General features: G+C 73.5%; 20 protein-coding genes and 1 pseudogene. 6 read left to right on the plus strand and 15 right to left on the minus strand.

Annotated elements, in window-relative coordinates:
- Positions 1 to 26 precede the first annotated feature (26 nt).
- Positions 27 to 1301, plus strand: a complete 1275-nt coding sequence (locus tag HNR61_RS10915; protein WP_182842970.1) for an aspartate kinase — start codon at positions 27 to 29, stop codon at positions 1299 to 1301.
- Between the two features lie 110 nt (positions 1302 to 1411).
- The gene (locus HNR61_RS10920; protein WP_182842971.1) at positions 1412 to 2080 is read left to right on the plus strand and encodes a TetR/AcrR family transcriptional regulator; all 669 of its coding nucleotides are present in this window, start codon (positions 1412 to 1414) and stop codon (positions 2078 to 2080) included.
- Here HNR61_RS10920 and HNR61_RS46765 read toward each other — a convergent pair.
- From HNR61_RS46765 to HNR61_RS10945, 6 genes are all read right to left on the minus strand, one after another.
- Positions 2077 to 2679: a hypothetical protein gene (locus HNR61_RS46765; RefSeq protein ID WP_220509161.1), complete on the minus strand. Its 603-nt coding sequence runs from the start codon at positions 2677 to 2679 to the stop codon at positions 2077 to 2079. The two genes, HNR61_RS10920 and HNR61_RS46765, sit on opposite strands and share 4 nt — an antisense overlap.
- Positions 2680 to 2770: 91 nt before the next feature.
- Positions 2771 to 4537, minus strand: coding sequence for a S9 family peptidase (locus tag HNR61_RS10930; protein WP_182842972.1), 1767 nt, complete (start codon positions 4535 to 4537; stop codon positions 2771 to 2773).
- 69 nt (positions 4538 to 4606) lie between these two features.
- On the minus strand, positions 4607 to 5611 hold the full coding sequence (locus tag HNR61_RS10935) for a hypothetical protein (RefSeq protein WP_182842973.1): 1005 nt from the start codon (positions 5609 to 5611) through the stop codon (positions 4607 to 4609).
- A gap of 14 nt (positions 5612 to 5625) precedes the next feature.
- A complete protein-coding gene (locus HNR61_RS49120; RefSeq protein ID WP_281400375.1) occupies positions 5626 to 5760 on the minus strand; it encodes a hypothetical protein in 135 nt (44 codons plus the stop codon).
- A gap of 122 nt (positions 5761 to 5882) precedes the next feature.
- Complete coding sequence (locus HNR61_RS10940; RefSeq protein ID WP_182842974.1) at positions 5883 to 6827, minus strand: serine hydrolase; 945 nt, start codon at positions 6825 to 6827, stop codon at positions 5883 to 5885.
- An 88-nt stretch (positions 6828 to 6915) separates the two neighbouring features.
- Positions 6916 to 7668, minus strand: coding sequence for a MerR family transcriptional regulator (locus HNR61_RS10945; RefSeq protein ID WP_245682057.1), 753 nt, complete (start codon positions 7666 to 7668; stop codon positions 6916 to 6918).
- Positions 7669 to 7818: 150 nt separating this feature from the next.
- On the opposite strand from HNR61_RS10945, the gene HNR61_RS10950 reads away from it, so the two are divergent.
- On the plus strand, positions 7819 to 8016 hold the full coding sequence (locus tag HNR61_RS10950) for a hypothetical protein (protein ID WP_182842975.1): 198 nt from the start codon (positions 7819 to 7821) through the stop codon (positions 8014 to 8016).
- A 160-nt stretch (positions 8017 to 8176) separates the two neighbouring features.
- Here the strand turns inward: HNR61_RS10950 and HNR61_RS10955 are convergent, their stop codons facing one another.
- From HNR61_RS10955 to HNR61_RS47545, 4 genes and pseudogenes are all read right to left on the minus strand, one after another.
- Entirely contained in the window at positions 8177 to 8314 is a 138-nt protein-coding gene (locus HNR61_RS10955) for a hypothetical protein (protein ID WP_182842976.1), read from the minus strand.
- A gap of 22 nt (positions 8315 to 8336) precedes the next feature.
- A complete protein-coding gene (locus tag HNR61_RS10960; protein WP_182842977.1) occupies positions 8337 to 8609 on the minus strand; it encodes a hypothetical protein in 273 nt (90 codons plus the stop codon).
- A gap of 140 nt (positions 8610 to 8749) precedes the next feature.
- The gene (locus tag HNR61_RS10965) at positions 8750 to 9379 is read right to left on the minus strand and encodes a LysR substrate-binding domain-containing protein (protein ID WP_312897843.1); all 630 of its coding nucleotides are present in this window, start codon (positions 9377 to 9379) and stop codon (positions 8750 to 8752) included.
- A 151-nt stretch (positions 9380 to 9530) separates the two neighbouring features.
- Positions 9531 to 9659, minus strand: a pseudogene (locus tag HNR61_RS47545) (LysR family transcriptional regulator); the annotation flags it as partial.
- 84 nt (positions 9660 to 9743) lie between these two features.
- Here HNR61_RS47545 and HNR61_RS10970 point away from each other — a divergent pair.
- Positions 9744 to 10895 carry a pyridoxal-phosphate dependent enzyme gene (locus HNR61_RS10970; protein ID WP_182842978.1) on the plus strand — a complete coding sequence of 384 codons (1152 nt, stop codon included), beginning with the start codon at positions 9744 to 9746 and terminating at the stop codon, positions 10893 to 10895.
- Here HNR61_RS10970 and HNR61_RS10975 read toward each other — a convergent pair.
- Both HNR61_RS10975 and HNR61_RS10980 read right to left on the minus strand, forming a co-directional pair.
- Entirely contained in the window at positions 10840 to 11538 is a 699-nt protein-coding gene (locus HNR61_RS10975; RefSeq protein WP_182842979.1) for a ferritin-like domain-containing protein, read from the minus strand. The genes HNR61_RS10970 and HNR61_RS10975 overlap by 56 nt on opposite strands.
- Positions 11539 to 11620: 82 nt before the next feature.
- A complete protein-coding gene (locus HNR61_RS10980) occupies positions 11621 to 12256 on the minus strand; it encodes a hypothetical protein (RefSeq protein WP_182842980.1) in 636 nt (211 codons plus the stop codon).
- A gap of 173 nt (positions 12257 to 12429) precedes the next feature.
- On the opposite strand from HNR61_RS10980, the gene HNR61_RS10985 reads away from it, so the two are divergent.
- Both HNR61_RS10985 and HNR61_RS10990 read left to right on the plus strand, forming a co-directional pair.
- Positions 12430 to 12834: a YciI family protein gene (locus HNR61_RS10985; RefSeq protein ID WP_182842981.1), complete on the plus strand. Its 405-nt coding sequence runs from the start codon at positions 12430 to 12432 to the stop codon at positions 12832 to 12834.
- Positions 12831 to 14063, plus strand: coding sequence for an RNA polymerase sigma factor (locus HNR61_RS10990; protein WP_182842982.1), 1233 nt, complete (start codon positions 12831 to 12833; stop codon positions 14061 to 14063). The genes HNR61_RS10985 and HNR61_RS10990 overlap by 4 nt, the downstream gene beginning before the upstream one ends.
- On the opposite strand, the gene HNR61_RS10995 is transcribed toward HNR61_RS10990, so the two are convergent.
- The 3 genes from HNR61_RS10995 to glpK all read right to left on the minus strand — a co-directional run bounded on the left by HNR61_RS10995 (position 14060) and on the right by glpK (position 17102).
- Positions 14060 to 14848, minus strand: coding sequence for an SAM-dependent methyltransferase (locus HNR61_RS10995; protein WP_182842983.1), 789 nt, complete (start codon positions 14846 to 14848; stop codon positions 14060 to 14062). The two genes, HNR61_RS10990 and HNR61_RS10995, sit on opposite strands and share 4 nt — an antisense overlap.
- A 113-nt stretch (positions 14849 to 14961) precedes the next feature.
- Positions 14962 to 15438 carry an adenylyltransferase/cytidyltransferase family protein gene (locus HNR61_RS11000; RefSeq protein ID WP_182842984.1) on the minus strand — a complete coding sequence of 159 codons (477 nt, stop codon included), beginning with the start codon at positions 15436 to 15438 and terminating at the stop codon, positions 14962 to 14964.
- Between the two features lie 110 nt (positions 15439 to 15548).
- On the minus strand, positions 15549 to 17102 hold the full coding sequence (gene glpK / locus HNR61_RS11005) for a glycerol kinase GlpK (protein WP_182842985.1): 1554 nt from the start codon (positions 17100 to 17102) through the stop codon (positions 15549 to 15551).
- Positions 17103 to 17109 lie beyond the last annotated feature (7 nt).

Genomic DNA, 17109 nt, shown 5'->3' on the forward strand with positions numbered 1-17109 from the left:
GACCCCGAACCGAGGAGCGCCCACTCGTGGCCCTTATCGTGCAGAAGTACGGTGGCTCCTCCGTCGCCGACGCCGAGTGCGTCAAGCGGGTCGCCCAGCGCATCGTCGCGACGAAGAAGGCGGGCAACGACGTCGTCGTCGTGGTGTCCGCCATGGGCGACACGACGGATGACCTCATCGACATGGCCAAGCAGGTCTCCCCGCTGCCTCCGGGACGTGAGCTCGACATGCTGCTCACCGCCGGCGAGCGGATCTCGATGGCGCTGCTGGCCATGGCCATCGCCAACCTGGGCCACGAGGCCCGCTCGTTCACCGGCTCCCAGGCCGGTGTGATCACCGACGGCACCCACGGCAAAGCCAAGATCATCGATGTGACGCCGGGGCGGATCCGCACCGCGCTGGACGAGGGCTCGATCTGCATCGTGGCCGGGTTCCAGGGCGTGTCGCAGGACACCAAGGACATCACCACGCTCGGCCGGGGCGGCTCCGACACCACGGCGGTCGCCCTGGCCGCCGCGCTGGACGCCGACGTGTGCGAGATCTACACCGACGTGGACGGGGTGTTCACCGCCGACCCGCGGATCGTGTCCGCCGCGCGCCGCATCCCGCGCATCTCCTACGAGGAGATGCTGGAGATGGCCGCCAGCGGGGCCAAGATCCTGCACCTGCGCTGCGTCGAGTACGCGCGCCGCTACAACATCCCGATCCACGTCCGCTCCTCCTTCTCCCAGAAGGAAGGCACCTGGGTCGTGGACAGCAGCGAGATCGAAGGACAGGACATGGAGCAGGCGATCATCTCGGGCGTCGCGCACGACCGCAGCGAGGCCAAGATCACGGTGGTCGGGGTGCCCGACAAGGTCGGCGAGGCCGCCGCCATCTTCACGGCGCTGTCCGAGGCCGAGATCAACATCGACATGATCGTGCAGAACGTGTCGGCGGCCTCCACCGGCCGCACCGACATCTCGTTCACCCTGCCGAGCACCGACGGGCAGACCGGGCTGAGCACGCTGAACAAGCTCCGGGAGCGGATCGGCTTCGAGGCGCTGCGCTACGACGACCGCATCGGCAAGATCTCGCTGATCGGCGCGGGCATGCGCTCCAACCCGGGCGTCACCGCGACGTTCTTCGGCGCGCTCGCCGAGGCCGGGGTCAACATCGAGATGATCTCCACCTCGGAGATCCGCATCTCGGTGGTCGTCGCGCAGGACGACATCGACACCGCCGTCGCCGCCGCGCACCGGGCGTTCGACCTGGACGCCGACCAGGTGGAGGCGACCGTCTACGGCGGCACCGGCCGCTGACGACCGTCCCGGACGGGCCGTGCCGCATCCGGCGCGGCCCGTCCGGCGTCACCCCGAGGTGGCCCGCGCAACATGAGCGACTCGGGGTTCTGGGCCTTAGGGTGGCCTACGTGACCGAGACGAAGGCGGTGAAGTCCGAACAGACGCGGGCGCTGATCGTGGAGACGGCGCTGCGGCTGTTCCGCGAGCGCGGTTACGAGGCGACCACGATGCGGGCCATCGCGAAGGAGGCCGGTGTCTCGGTCGGCAACGCCTACTACTACTTCGGCTCCAAGGAGGAGCTGATCCAGGCGTACTACGACGAGCTCCAGGAGGAGCACGTCAAGGCGTGCCGGGCGGTGCTGGACTCCGAACGCGACTTCGCGCCGCGCCTGCTGGGCGTGCTGAAGGCGCGGGTGGACACGATGGTGCCCTACCACGAGTTCGCCGGGAAGTTCTTCAAGTTCGCCGCCGAGCCGACCAGCCCGCTCAACCCGTTCTCGGCCGAGTCCGGCCCGGCGCGGGAGGCCGCCGTCTCGATCTACCGCGAGGTCGTGGACGGCTCCGGCCTCAGGATCGACCCCGAGTTCCGCAAGGAGCTGCCCGAGCTGCTGTGGCTGTACTCGATGGGCGTCGTGCTGTACTGGGTGCACGACTCCTCGCCGGGCTGCCGCAAGACGTACCTGCTGGTCGAACGGACCGTTCCGCTCGTCAACCGGATGGTGTCGATGTCCCGGCTGCCCGGTTTCAAGGGTGTCACCCGCGAGCTGGTCGGCATCATCCGCGAGGTGCGCGACTAGGGGACCGTGATGTCCCAGTGGCCGGACTCGCGGGCGAACACGACCCCGCCCGGCGACCGGTACAGCTCCGCCCCGTCGCCGCGCTCGCCGACGTACCGGAACATCCGGGTGATGTACCGGTCGGCGCACCGGTCCGGCAGGATGTCGATCTTGTAGCCACGGCGGTGGCTGAGCGGGCCCGGCGCGTGCCCCCGCTCGGTGCCGCCCGACACCGTCAGCGGGCAGCCGCTCGCCCGCCGCAGGCGCGCGACCGTGGCGATCGTCCCCCAGCGGATGCCCTCGAACGACGTGCAGTCCACGCGGTCCCGGTCGGAGCACCCTCCGCTGGAACGCCACCGGACGTCGTGGGCGCGCAGTGCCCGCACCGCGAGGTGGTGGGGCAGCGGCGTCGAACGCGTCCAGGAGCGGTGGAACCACATGACGCCCATCAGCCGCCGCCAGGGCGGGGGCCGGTGGGCCGCGACCGGGTCCGCCGCGACCGGGGCGGACGGCTGCGCGGAGGCGGAGTGCCCCGCCGTGGCGCCCAGCAGGGAGAAGAGCATGGATCCGCAGGTCAGCATGGCCAGCAGCCGCGGTCGCGGCTCCCAGACGATCGGCACGACGCCCCCCGTTCGACGTTCTCACGCGGGGGGCGCCGGTCGTCCGGACCGGCCGACCGGGAAGATCCCCGATCGGTTGATCTTGTAAACGTCAGCCCGTCCCGAGGTGCCGCCGCGCGAAGTCGATCTCGGCCGCCATCTGCTTGATGCGCTCCTCGACGACCAGGGAGCCGTGCCCGGCGTCGTAGCGGTAGACGTCGTGCGGCTTGCCGAGCTCGGCGAGCCGGGCCAGGTAGTTGTCGATCTGCCGGATGGGGCAGCGCGGGTCGTTCTCCCCGGCCAGCACGAACACCGGGGCCGTCACCCGCTCCACGTAGGTGATCGGGGACGACTCGCGGTACCGGTCGGGCACCTCCTCGGGGGAGCCGCCGAACAGCGACCGGTCGAACGCCTGGAGCGCCTCCATCTCGTCCTCGTAGGCCGCCACGTAGTCGGCGACCGGCACCGACGCGACCGCCACCGACCAGTCGTCCGGCTGCGTGCCGATCCCCAGCAGTGTCAGGAACCCGCCCCACGACCCGCCGGTCAGCACGGTCCTCGCGGGGTCGGCGAGACCGGACTCCACGGCCCAGTCCCGGACGGCCTTGATGTCCTCCAGCTCGGTCAGCCCGACGCGTCCCTCGATGGCGTCGCGCCACGCCGACCCGTAGCCGGTGGAGCCCCGGTAGTTGACGCGGACGACCGCGAACCCGTGGTCCACCCACGCCGCCACGGTCGGCGCGAACGAGTCGTCGTCCTGCGCGGTCGGCCCGCCGTGGACGTCGAACACGACCGGGAACGGCGCGGTGCCCCCCTCCGGGCGGCTGACCAGCGCGTGGATCCGCCCGCCGGGCCCCTCCACCCACACGTCCTCCACCGGTACCGACGGCGGCGCGGGCGGGCCGGGCGGCGTCAGCACGACCGCCCCGGACGTCGAGCGGACCACCGGCGGTTCGGCCGCCGACGACCAGGCGAACTCCACGGTCCCGTCCGGCCGCGCCGTCGCGCCGCCGATCGTGCCGCGCGGGGTGTCGATGCGGGTGAGCGTCCCGGCGTCCAGGTCGTAGCGGTACAGCTCGTCGCGGCCCTCATGGGCGTGGTGGACCAGCAGCGCCGACCCGTCGGGGTACCAGTCGGCGCCGACCTCGCCGGGCAGGTCCAGCTCGATCTCCCGCTCGGTCCCGGCGACCGGGTCCCAGACCAGCATCTCGTCGCGGCCGCGCCGCTCGTGGTTGACCAGCAGCCGGGGGTCGCCGGCGACCGGCGCGAACCCGGCGCCGTACACGCCCTTGCCCGGCCCGTCCCACAGGTCGGCGACCGTGGAGCCGTCGGGCCGCACCACGCGCAGCGCCATGTGGCGGCTGTCGCCGTGCTCGCTGTGCCCGACCGCGATCAGCGTCTCGTCCCGCGACAGGCCCGCGACGTGCGCGTCCTCGGTGTGCTCGTACAGCACCTCGGGGTCCGCGCCGGGCCGCGCCAGGTGGATCGTGGAGCCGTTCCGGTGGGACCGGCCGACGACCGCCAGCCCGCTGGACCCGCGCGCCAGCCCCGAGGGGTAGGACGGCTCCAGCCCCGGGACGGCGGGTTCGGCCTCGCCGCCGCCGAACGGCACGCGCACCCAGGTCCCGAACTCGTCGCCGTCGGTGTCGTCGAACCACCACACCCACTCGCCGGTCGGGTCGACGCCGCCCATCCACGTCCCGTTGGGCCGGTCGGTCACCTGCCGCCGCTCGTCGGTCCGCCGGTCCCAGGCGTAGATCTCCCACGTCCCGGTGGCGTTGGACCGGTAGGTGCAGCGGTGCGGGGCTTCCCGCGCCCATCCGGGAAGGCTCACCCGCGCGGCGCGGAACCGCGCCTTCCAGCGCTCTTCGTCGACCATGCCCCCAGTATCGCCCAGCGCCGGGCGGTGATCGCCGGGACCGGCGGAACCGGTCCCGGCGACGCGGGCTCAGCCCTTGAAGTAGAAGATCGCGCTGTCGGAGGACGCGTCGTCCGCCGGCCGCAGCACGCCCGCGCCCACCACCGAACGGGTGCCGGGCATCAGCGCCACGTCCGCGGGGCCGCCGACGCGGCCGCGCGGCACGGTGACGTTCGCGCGGGTCCACTTGCCGGACGCCGAACGGTGCCAGATCTCGGCCCGGTCGTACGGGGACCCGGCCACGACCCACAGCCCGCCCCGGCCGTCCGGGACGATCTCACGCGGGGACTGCTTGGTGGGAACGGCGTACTTCTGCCAGCGCTTGCCGTTCCAGCGCAGCAGCAGGTTGGTGGTGGACGGCTTCGACGTGCCGCCGTAGCGCTGGGTGTGGGCCGGGAACCAGACCTCCTTGGCGGACCGCACCAGCGGTTCCCCGACGAAGGAGGAGACCTGCGGGGCGTTGTCGTCCTCGGGGTGCTGGTCGGCGGGCAGCACGCCCTTGGTCGAGACGGTCCTCCAGCGCTTGCCGTCGAACCGCACGACCGTCCTGGCGTCGCCGTTCAGGCCGCGCGCGTTGGCCCAGACGTTGGTGGCCGAGGAGGCGTCGGCCTCGCCGATCAGCGCGGGCGGGTTCTTCAGCTCGGTCCAGGAGTGGCCGTTGTAGTGCCAGGTGCCGACGCCCCTGTCCGCGCCGGGCGCGCCGAACACCCACACGTTCTTCGCGCTGAGCGCGAGGATGTCGGAGACGCGGCCGCGGGAGGCCGCGAACTTCTTGGCGACGGCCCACTTCTTGCCGTTCCAGCGCAGCACGTAGGCGCCGGGCGAGCCGCCCGCCTCGGAGTTGCCGCCGTAGGCCCACACGTTGGTCGCCGACGACGCCGAGCCGTCCCGGAGGTGCCCGGTCAGCCCGGCGGGCAGGGCGCTGGAACGCCAGGACTCGCCGTTCCAGTGGTAGGCGAGCGGCCGGTTGGAGTCGCCCTTCTTGCGGTCGCCGCCGCCGAACGCCCAGGCGTTGTTCTTGCTGAGCGCCAGCACGCCGCTGAAGCCGTCTACTTGCCGTTGTCGTAGGTCTTCACCACGCGCCACGTGGGCGCGGCGGCGTGGGCCGGGGCCGCGAGCACGCCCGCGGCGACCGCGCCCGCGACGGCCACGGCGGCCGCGCGGGCGGAGGAGGAGGAAGGCATGGATCTCCCGGGAAGCGGGGGAGGGGCGGCGGGGGAACTGGAGCATGGCAGGCAGGGCCGGGCCCGGCAACACGAAAAACAGGGCGCGCCCCGGCGGGACGCGCCCTGCGGGCGGAGACGGATCAGACGTTCGGCGGGACCGAGCCGTCGGAGGTCTCCCAGGTCGGGTTCGGGGTGCTCTGGAACGACTGGGAGCGCAGGCCCGGGTTGAGGTTGCGGTGCACGGCCGAGGCGACCCGCTCGATGGTCGTGACCGCGTAGCCCATCGACGGGGTGTCGCGCGTCAGCACGACGATCATGTAGTTCTCGCCCCGGCCGGTGAACGCGCCGATGCTGTGGACCCGCCAGTGCTTGCCGTGGCGCGGCAGCCAGCCGTTCTTGACGTGCCACTTCACGCCGGTCGGGCGGCCCGCCGGGGTGCCCCAGCGCTGCGCCGGGACCACGCTGTTCATCAGCGTGAGCTGGTAGTCGCGCGCCCGGTCCGTCAGGACCTTGTTGCCCTTGGTCAGCAGCGACAGCAGCTTGATCTGGTCGCCCGTGGTGATCTGGGTGAGGCCCCAGTAGCCGTCCGGACCGAGCTTGGTGCTCTTCATCCCGGCCATGTTCAGGAACTTCTGCATCCGGGTGCGGCCCAGCGAACGCCACAGCGACGACGCGGCCCCGTTGTCCGAACGCGTGATCATCTTGTGCGCCAGGGACTTCTCGTTCGCGGTGAGCCCGCGGCCCTTCTCGATGGCGCGGCGCAGCGTGGCGGCCAGGATGGTGGCCTTGACGACGCTCGCCGAGTCGTACCGGCGGGTTCCGCCGACCGAGCAGCTGATGCCCCGCTTGCGGTCGAGGACGGCGACCGACTCGGTGCCGGAACGCCCGCTCAGGGCCGAGCGGATCGCGTCGCTGATCCGCTGGGCCTGCTTGGGGTTGGCCTTCGAGACGCAGTGCTTGGGCGCGGCGGCCGCGGTCGCCGACGGCGCGGCGGCGTGCGCGGGCACCGCCCCGATCGTGGCGGATGCGGTCAGAACGGCACCGGCCAGCAGGGAACCGGCGGTGCGTGCGGGACGTGGGCGCATTCCCTCCACGTTAGTGATCGTCGTGACGGAAGCGCCGACGGTCGGGGTAACGAGTCGATCTCGGCGCGGCGGGGCCGGGCCCGCGCGCTCAGCCGTCCCCGGAGGCGGCCAGCCCGCCGAGCGTCCGGTCGAGCGCGGCGCGCACCTGCCGGTCCATGGCCCGTGCGAAGCCCGCCTCCACCGTCACCTGCGCGCCCGGCCGCAGCCGGTCCAGGGTCGCGGTGAGCGCGTCGAGGTCGCGCCCGTCGAGCCGCCCCACCACATGGTCGGCGATCAGCCGGACGAACATGGCCGCCAGCTCGTCCATGCTGTGCTGGAGCCTGCGGCTCACCGCCAGGACCTCGCCCAGCGGCACCCCGGCGCGCACCAGCGCGACCGTCGCCTCCAGCTGGCGGCGGCTCCAGTGGGTGACGCGGTCGCCGTCCACGGTCAGGTGGCCGAGCTCGACGGCCTCCGCGACGGCCGCGGCGTTCACCTGGCCGGGGAACAGCCCGGCCAGCTCCTCCAGCGTCATCGTCACCGGTTCCTCGGTGGACCAGGGCGCGGTGACGACCTTCTCCACGCCGAGCACCGCGCCGATGTCGCGGCCCTGCTCCCAGGCCGACAGCAGCTCGCGGATGCCCTCCAGGGTGTGGCCGCGCTCCAGGAGGTTCCCGATGACGCGCAGGCGGGCGAGGTGCTCCTCGGAGTACAGGCCGACGCGGCCGACCCGGCGCGGCGGCGGCAGCAGACGGCGTTCCTGGTAGTAGCGGAGTGTCCGCACCGGAAGCCCCGCGGCTTCGGCGAGTTCGCCGATCCGGTACTCCCGTGCCGCCCCGTTCGACCCCGCCGCATCGCTCACGTCGTCAGCATAGTTCGGGAGCATGTGGCCCCGTTCGCGGCGAAGCGGGAACGGATCGCCGGTTGGTCGCGTCCCATGGGGGTATCGCTGCTGATCAGAGTGTTCGGGCGCCGTTCGCACGAACCCGGATCCGTTCCTGGAAAGGCCGACATGAGAAAGACCCCCGTCACCGTCCTCGCCGCGGCCGTCATGGTCGCCACGCTCGGGCTGACCGGTTGCGGCTCCAAACGCCACTGCGAGCACGACGCCACCGACACGCGCGTCGCCAACAGCTACTGCGAGAAGAACACGCCGGGCTACGAGTGGGAGTCCGGCAGCAAGTCGAAGAAAAAGAAGAAGCGGCGCTGACGTCGTGACCGGCGCGCGGGTGGCGGTGGCCGGGGGATGACGGCGCCGCCGCCGACCCGCGCGTGACGCCGGTCGGGCGTTCCGGGGCGGCCGGACCCTCCCCGCGGCTCGTGACGCGGGAGGACCCCATCGCGCTCCGGAACGCCGTGCGGGACCTCGGCTAGGCGGAGTGCCGCAGCACCCGGACCTTCCGAGGTCTGCGTCTACGGCCGTCGCGCGGTTCCTGTGGCACATCGTCGGCCAGAAGCTCCACGAGGGTGCGCGGAACGGCGACGTTCTCGGCGAACGGCGAACGCATGAGGGTCTCCTTCCCAGCCGGGTCACACCGCTGCGGCGCAGCCCGAGTACACATCGGTCACGGTGCGCAGCGCCCAGCGCATGCGGGCGGCGTACGCCTCGGGGTGGTCCCCCGCCTCCTGGGCCACAAACGCGACACACGACGCGCGGTCGCCGCCGCACGCGCACAGCCGTTCGTCGATGGCGGCGCGGATCTGCTCGGACGTGGGACGCTCGGACGCCTGCAGCCGGGTGGCGAACAGCAGCTGCGCGAGTTCGGAGACGTTGAGCGAGGTGAGGGTCAGCGTGTTCGACATCGTCCCGCCTTCCTTCCTTCCGAGGGCCCCGGCCCCCTGTCACCTATTACGACTCTGGCGGCGTCCCGCACTCATCGCCATCGGTGAAAACCCCCAAAAGTGATGGGAGTGCCTCTCCAGAACCCGTAGGCATATCCCCCCTAAGGGGTGGGAAGGCGGCCCGGTTCCCGGTCGAGGGCGGCCACGGCCCGGTCGAGGGCACGGCGGCAGGCGCGGACCGCCGGGTGGTCCCCGCCGCCCCGCCGGACGGCGGTGAAGATCCACCGGCTGTTCACGTCCGCGGGCAGCGGCCGCAGCGCCACGCTCGGCGTCCGCCCCGCCCAGACCAGGTCCGGCAGGAACGCCGCCGCGTGCCCCTCCTCCACCAGCCGCGACTGGAGCAGCAGGTCGCTGGACTCGAACCGCACGTCCGGCTCGAACCCCGCGCTCCGGCACAGCGTCATCGCCCAGTGCCGCGACGCGGTCCCGGCGGGCTCCATCACCCACGGCAGGCCGGCCGCCGCCGCCAGGTCCTCGCCTCCCGGCGACGCCAGCCGCATCTCGTCGCGGAACAGCTCCTCCTGCTCGATCTCGGCGGGTTTCGGGTTGGGGTTGCCCGGATACTCCTCGGCGACGACCAGGTCGAAGTCGCGGGCCGACAGCGCGGGCAGCGCCGTCTCCGGCTCGGCCTGCGTGATCTCCACCCGCAGCCCCGGGTGCGCCTCGCGCAGCAGCGTCAGCGCGTCCGGCAGCAGCGCCATCGCCGCCGTCTGGAACACCGCGATCCGCACCGTCCCGATGAGCCCGTCCAGGGGACGCGGCCAGGTCGGCCTCGGCGCGTTCCAGGCGTTCCAGCACGGCCTCGGTGTGCGCCACGAGGATCTCCGCCTGCGGCGTCAGCCGCACCCGCCGCCCCGACGGCTCCAGCAGCGGCACGCCCACCTCGCGTTCCAGCACCGACAGTTGCTGGGAGACGGCGGAGGGGCTGTAGGACAGGGCGGCGGCGACGGCGGCGAGCGTTCCCCGGTGCTTCAGCTCACGCAGCAGCCGGAGTCGATGGAGGTCGAGCATCGGCGGACCCTTCAGTTTTCCTGACCATTACCGCTCGGAAAGTTCTGATGGACCGACGATAACGGTATGCGGCAGCGTGACCGTATGGCTGCTCCCGCTGCTCCCGCCCCGTCCGCCGACTCGTCCGCCGGGCCGTCCTCCCCCCTGTCCCGGTTCACCGACTCCTGGTTCGCGCACTCCTGGTTCACCCGGCCGCCCGCGCGGCTGTGGCGGTGCGATCCCGCGCCCGCCGACGTCGCCGGGTTCCACGCGATGCTGCCGGGGTACGCGCCGACCCCGCTGGTCGAGGTCCCGGCACTGGCGGCGGAGCTGGGCGCGGACCGGGTGTTCGTCAAGGACGAGTCGCGGCGGATGGGCCTGCCCGCGTTCAAGATCCTGGGGGCGGCGTGGGGGGTGCGCCGGGCGATCCGCGCCCACGGGCGCCCCGAACGCCTGGTCGCCGCCACCGACGGCAACCACGGCCGCGCCGTCGCCCGGATCGCCCGCCTGCTCGGCCTGCCCGCCCGGGTGCTGGTGCCCGAGCACGTCCCGGCCGCCGCCCGCGCCGCCATCGCGGCCGAGGACGCCGAGGTCGTCGTGGTGCGCGGCTCCTACGACGCGGCCGTGCGACGCGCCGCCGCCGAGCCGGGCCTGCTCGTCCAGGACACCGCCTGGCCCGGCTACGAGGAGATCCCCGGCTGGATCGTCGAGGGCTACTCCACCCTGTTCCGCGAGGTCGACGCGCAACTGGCCGCCGCCGGGGCCGCGCCCGCCGGGCTGGTCGCCGTCCCCATGGGCGTCGGGTCGCTGGCCCAGGCCGCCGTCGTCCACTACCGGTCCGGCGGGTCCGCCCCCACGCTGCTGGGCGTCGAGCCCGACACCGCCGCCAGCGTCCTGACCAGCCTGATCGCCGACCGGCTGACCACCGTCCCCGACGGCGACACGGTCATGGCGGGACTGAACTGCCCGACCCCGTCCACCCTGGCCTGGCCGGTGCTGCGCGCGGGCCTGGACGCGGCGGTGGCGGTGCCCGACGCGGCGGCGCTCCGCGCGGCGCGCGACCTGGCGGGCCACGGCGTCCCGGCGGGCCCGTGCGGGGCGGCGGCGCTGGCGGGCGTGCGCGCCGCGCTCACCCCGACCCGCCGCCCGTCGCTGTCCCCGGCGCACACCGGGACGGTCGTCCTGCTCAGCACCGAGGGCGTCACCGGACCGCCGGCTCGCGCGGAGCGGGGGCCTCGTCCGTCATCAGCCGGGTGATCGCGCGGGCCTCGGCGCACACGTCGCGGACGAAGGTCCGGCGCGTCATCCCGAGCTCCCGCAGCGCCCACCCGTGGTCGGCGACCACCACGGACGACACCGCCGCCACCGCGCACAGCCACAGCAGCGCCAGCGGGCGCGGCAGCGGGTTCAGGCGGGCGCAGTGGAACGGCACGTGCCGCCGCTCGTCGGCCAGCACGCGCGCCGCGACGTCCCGGGCCAGCGGGTCGGCGGCCCCGTCGCGCAGCGCCCGGTAGTACCGCAGCGCCACCACCTCGGCGATCATCAGCACGGCCAGCTCGGTGCGCAGCCCCAGCGCCCGCCGCAGCCGCACGAACAGCGCGTCGCTCCAGTGCGCGCCGATCGTGGGCTCGCCCGCCGCGCCGAGCAGCAGCGCCAGCATTCGCGCGTGGTTCTGCTCCTCGGCCACGAACAGCCGGGCCGCGGCGCCGTAGTCGCCGTCCCCGGCCTTGCGGATCAGGTTCGCGCCGTCGCCGTTCTCGCCGACCTGGAACCGCTGGAGGCTGCGCACCAGCTCGGGGGTCAGGCGCGCGCCGGCGCTCCAGTCGGGATCGGGGGTGGCGCGGCGGCGCTCCGCCTCGTCCTCGAAGTGCCGCCGCCACGCGGTCGCGTCGAATTCCATGGCCCGCTCCTTTCACCACCGCCTACCCAAGCGCCCCGGTATGGGGATATCCGCCGGGAAATGTGGCGGAAGTGTGCGGGTTTCAGGGGAGCGGGACGAACGCCTCCAGCAGGTAGGTCCGGTCGGGGCCCGGACCGTGGACGAGACGGCCGTCCGCCAGCAGCCGCGCCGCCGGCCCGCCCCGCAGCCCGATCGCCGAGAGCGCGCGGGCCAGCGCCTCACCGCGGTCCCGCGCGGCCCGCAGCCGTTCGCCGGTCGCGTCCGCCTCGGCCAGCCGCCCGCGCGCGAGCCACAGCTCCCGGTGCAGGAGGTTCAGCCATCCCAGCGCGAAGACGGTGAGCGCGGCGAACACATTGCGGGCGGCCAGCTCCACGACGTCCCCGGCCACGGCGTCGCGCACGAGGTCGCTCACCACGACGGCCCCGATCACCAGCACGGCCAGCGGAACGGCCGCGCGCGGCGCGACGGCCAGCGCCAGCATCCCGGCGAACAGCCCCGGCAGCGTCCCCCAAGGCCCGTCCACGAACACCGCCAGCGCGACCGCGCAGACGCCCGCCGCCGGCAGCGGCCAGGGCCGCCGCACCGACGGGCCGTGCTCGACGACGTCCCAGGCCACCCGCGCGTACGCGCCGAGGAACACCGCCACGCCCACCAGCCCGAACGCCAGGATCAGCGGACCCGTCAGACGCGACGCCGGCGCGGCGGACCGCTCGGCCAACTGGAGCCTCCTCGTGCCCGTCCGGCCGGGAAGGTCATCGTAAATGAGGATGTACGGCAGTGACGGAGCGTGCCGATGCGATTCCGGAGAAATTTCCTGGCGAGGATGTCGAGAACGGCCGCCCCGGCTTCGGACCCTGGGCGACAGTGTCTCCAGACCGCGAGGAGCCGGATATGAAGTACATGCTGCTGATGCAGTTCGCCGACGCCGACGCCGACAAGATCCCGCCGATGTCGGGCTGGAAACCCGAGGAGATCCAGGCGCACATCGCGTTCATGAACGGGTTCTGCGAGCGGCTCACCGCGTCCGGTGAGCTCGTGGAGGCGCAGGGCCTGGACGACCCGTCCCAGGCCCGGATCGTCCAGGCCGGTCCCGACGGCGCGCCGGTCGTCACCGACGGTCCGTTCCCCGAGACCAAGGAGTTCGTGGTCGGCTACTGGGTCGTCGACTGCGAGACCGAGGGGCGCGCCCTGGAGATCGCCGGCGAGGCGTCCACCGCGCCCGGTCCCGGCGGGGAGCCGCTGCGGATGCCGATCCAGATCCGCCGGATCATGGCCGAACCCCCCGTGGAGCCGTGACCGCACCCGCCCTCGACGACCTGCTGCGCGCCCTCGCGCCGCAGGTCGTCGGCATGCTCACCCGCCGGTACGGCGACTTCGACGCCGCCGAGGACGCCGTGCAGGAGGCGCTGGTGGCCGCCGCCCGCCAGTGGCGCGAGCATCCGCCGGGCAACCCGCGCGCCTGGCTGTACCAGGTCGCCCGCCGCCGCCTGATCGAGCTGTTCCGCAACGAGGAGGCGCGCCGCCGCCGCGAGGACCTCGTCGCCGCGCAGGAACCGCCGCGCCCCGGGCCCGGCGCCGACGACGCCCTGGACGCCGACCGCGACGACACCCTGACCACGCTGTTCCTGTGCTGCCACCCCGCGCTGTCCCCGGCGTCGGCGATCGCGCTGACGCTGCGTTCGGTGGGCGGCCTGACCACGGCCGAGATCGCCCGCGCGTTCCTGGTGCCCGAGGCGACGATGGCGCAGCGGATCAGCCGGGCCAAGCAGCGCGTCCGCGACTCGGGCGTGCCGTTCCGCATGCCGACGCCCGAGGAGCGCCCGCGGCGCCTGGCCGCGGTCCGGCACGTCCTCTACCTGATCTTCAACGAGGGCTACACCAGCAGCACCGGCCCCGACCTGCACCGCGCCGAGCTGGCCCGGGAGGCGATCCGGCTGACCCGGATGGCGCACGCGCTGCTGCCCGACGACGCCGAGGTGGCGGGGCTGCTGGCGCTGATGCTGCTCACCGACGCCCGCCGCCCGGCCCGCACCGACGCCTACGGCATGCCGGTCCCGCTCGCCGAGCAGGACCGCGCGCGCTGGGACCGGAAGATGATCGACGAGGGGGTCGCGCTGGTCTCGGCGGCCCTCGCCCGGGGCGCGGTCGGCCCCTACCAGGTGCAGGCCGCGATCGCCGCCCTCCACGACGAGGCCCCCACCGCCGCCGACACCGACTGGCCCCAGATCCTCGCCCTGTACGGCCTGCTGGAACGCATGACCGACAACCCGGTGGTGTCCCTCAACCGGGCCGTCGCCGCCGCCATGGTCCACGGCCCCGGGACGGGCCTGGCCCTGCTGGCCGACCTCGAACCGCGCCTGGACGGCCACCACCGCTTCCACGCCGCCCGCGCCCACCTGCACGAGATGGCCGGGCACGTCGCGGAGGCCGTCGCCGACTACCGCGCGGCCGCCGCCCGCACCGCCAGCGCCCCCGAACGCGTCCACCTCACGACCCGGGCGGCCCGCCTGGCCTCCGGCGGCTAGGGCTTGCGGCCGACGCCGCCGAACTCGTCGATCGGCTCGGTGCCCTCGTCCACCGGCCGCCACAGCGGGCACGACACGATGCCCGGCTCGACCAGCTCCAGCCCCGTGAAGAACTCGGCGATCTGGTCGGGCGTGCGCAGCACGTACGGCGGCTCGGCGGAGCGGTTCCAGATCTCGATCGCCTCGGCGGTCTCCGGGCGCAGGACGTTGGTGGCGTCGTAGACGGCCAGGTAGCTGCCCGACGGCAGCGCGTCGATCAGCCGCCGGACGATCGACACCGCCTCCCCGTCGTCGACGATGTGCCCGAGGATGCCCATGAGCATCAGCGCGATCGGCTGGTCGAAGTCCAGCGTCTTGCGCGCCTCCTCGATGATCTTCTCGGGCTGCCGCAGATCGGCGTCGATGTAGGTGGTCGTCCCCTCGGGGGAACTGGTCAGCAGCGCCCACGCGTGCGCCAGGACCAGCGGGTCGTTGTCCACATAGACGATCTTCGCGTCCGGGGCGACGGACTGCGCGACCTCGTGGGTGTTGTCCGCGGTCGGCAGCCCGGTGCCGATGTCGAGGAACTGCCGGACCCCGGCCTCCCCGGCCAGGTGGCGCACGGCCCGCACCAGGAACGCCCGCGTGGACCGCGCCATCTGCGCCATGTCGGGGATCACCTGGAGGATCTCGTCCCCCACCCGCCGGTCCACCTCGACGTGGTCCTTGCCGCCGAGCCAGTAGTTCCAGATCCGGGCGGTCTGCGGAACGGTGAAGTCGACTCCGGGAAACTGGGCGTCGCTCACGGCGCGAACCCCTTTATCGATAGGCTTTTGGAAAGGTCATCGGGCAACGACATATTTCCACACGAAGTTATCGTCCACCGGTGTTTCCGCGCAGCTCCCCGACGGGGCGCGGTTCACGAGCGGGAGGCGATGACCTCCAGCATCGCGCTCGTCGAGCGCGCCTCGGTGAGCCCGAACTCCCACGCCTCCGCGCCCAGCGCCTCGGCCCCCAGCCGCTTGGCCTCGGTGTGCGGGTCCCCGGCCGTGAACGCCAGCGCGGCCGGCTCCATCGGCGCGAGCAGGCCGACGTAGTCCCGCCAGCCCGCGGCGTCCGGCGGTCCCGAGATCACGAAGACGCCGGCCACCGAGCGCAGCGCCGCCATGACCTCGGCGCGTTCGGCGGCGGTGTTGACCGGACGGGTCGGCCCCTTCCAGGCCCGCACCCGCTCGTCGTCCTCGATCCCCACCACCACGGGGAGCCCGCGCGCGGCGACCTCCGCCAGGTAGCGGACGTGCCCGACGTGCAGCAGGTCGAACACCCCCGTGACGACCGCGGGCCGCCCGCTCGGTCGCGCCCCCGCCCAGGCGGCCGACAGCCGATGCTCCTCCAACGTGGCCCGCCCTTCGAACGTCCTTCCCCTGCTCCCCAGTCAACACGACCGGCCCGGCGTTCCCGACAACCACCCTGCGCCTTGGCGAACGGACCCGGCGTCCCGCCAGGTCAGCGGAGTCTTCCGGGCGGCGCCGCCACCCCGTGGTCGGGGGGCGCCACGTCGGAGCGGATCCAGTTGAGGGAACGCTCGACGGCGCTGCGCCAGTTGCGGTACTCGGCCCCGCGCCGGTGCGGGTCCATCGAGGGGACCCAGCGGGCCGCGCGGTGCCAGTTCCGGCGCAGGCCCTCCAGGTCGGCCCAGTACCCGACGGCCAGCCCGGCGGCGTAGGCCGCGCCCAGCGAGACCGTCTCGGCGACCATCGGGCGGGCGACGGGGACGTTGAGCACGTCGGCCACGAACTGCATCAGCAGGTTGTCGGCGGTCATGCCGCCGTCGACCTTGAGCTCGCCGATGCCGAGGCCCGAGTCGCGGTACATGGCGTCGACGACCTCGCGGGTCTGCCAGCCGGTCGCCTCCAGCACCGCCCGCGCCAGGTGCCCCTTGGTGATGTAGGAGGTCAGCCCGACCACGACGCCGCGCGCCTCGCCGCGCCAGTGCGGCGCGAACAGCCCGGAGAACGCCGGGACGACGTAGCAGCCGCCGTTGTCCTCCACCGAACGCGCCAGCGTCTCGATCTCCGGGGCGCTGCCGATCAGCCCGAGCCCGTCGCGGACCCACTGCACCAGCGCGCCCGTGACGGCGATCGACCCCTCCAGCGCGTACACGGCCGGATCGTCGCCGATCTTGTACCCGACGGTGGTGAGCAGGCCGTGCTCGGAGCTGACGGGTGTGGTGCCGGTGTTCATCAGCAGGAACGCGCCGGTGCCGTAGGTGCACTTGGTCTCCCCGGCCGAGAAGCACGTCTGCCCGAACAGCGCCGCCTGCTGGTCACCGAGCGCGGCGGCGATGCGCGTGCCCGGGAAGACCCGGCGGGCCGTGCCGTACACCTCGGCCGACGACCGGATCTCCGGCAGGATCGCGCGCGGCACGTCGAAGAACGCCAGCAGCTCGTCGTCCCAGGTGAGGGACCGCACGTCCATCAGCAGGGTGCGCCCGGCGTTGGTGGCGTCGGTGACGTGCACGCCGCCGTCGGGGCCGCCGGTGAGGTTCCAGATCAGCCAGCTCTCCATCGTGCCGACCAGGACCTCGCCGCGTTCGGCCCGGCCGCGCAGGCCCGGCGTGGCGTCGAGCATCCAGCGGATGCGCGGCGCGGAGAAGTAGGCGGCCAGGGGCAGGCCGGTGCGGTCGGGGACCAGGGAGGCGTCCGGGGCGCGCGACAGCTCCTCGACCAGGCCCTCGGTGCGGGTGTCCTGCCAGACCAGGGCCCGCCCGATCGGCGCGCCGGTGATCCGGTCCCACAGGACGGTGGTCTCGCGCTGGTTGGCGATGCCGACGGCCGCGATCTGCTCCGGGGACGCCCCGGCCTGGGCGAGGGCCTGCGGGGCGACGCGTTCGAGGTTGCGCCAGATCTCCATCGCGTCGTGCTCGACCCAGCCCGGCCGGGGGAAGTACTGGCGGTGCTCACGCTGCGCGACCGACACCAGCCGGCCGCTGTGGTCGAACAGGATGCACCGGGTCGAGGTGGTGCCCTGGTCGATGGACATCACGTAGCGCTCGGTCACGGTCGCG

It is taken from the genome of Actinomadura kijaniata (assembly GCF_014138665.1).
Taxonomy (GTDB): Bacteria; Actinomycetota; Actinomycetes; order Streptosporangiales; family Streptosporangiaceae; genus Spirillospora; species Spirillospora kijaniata.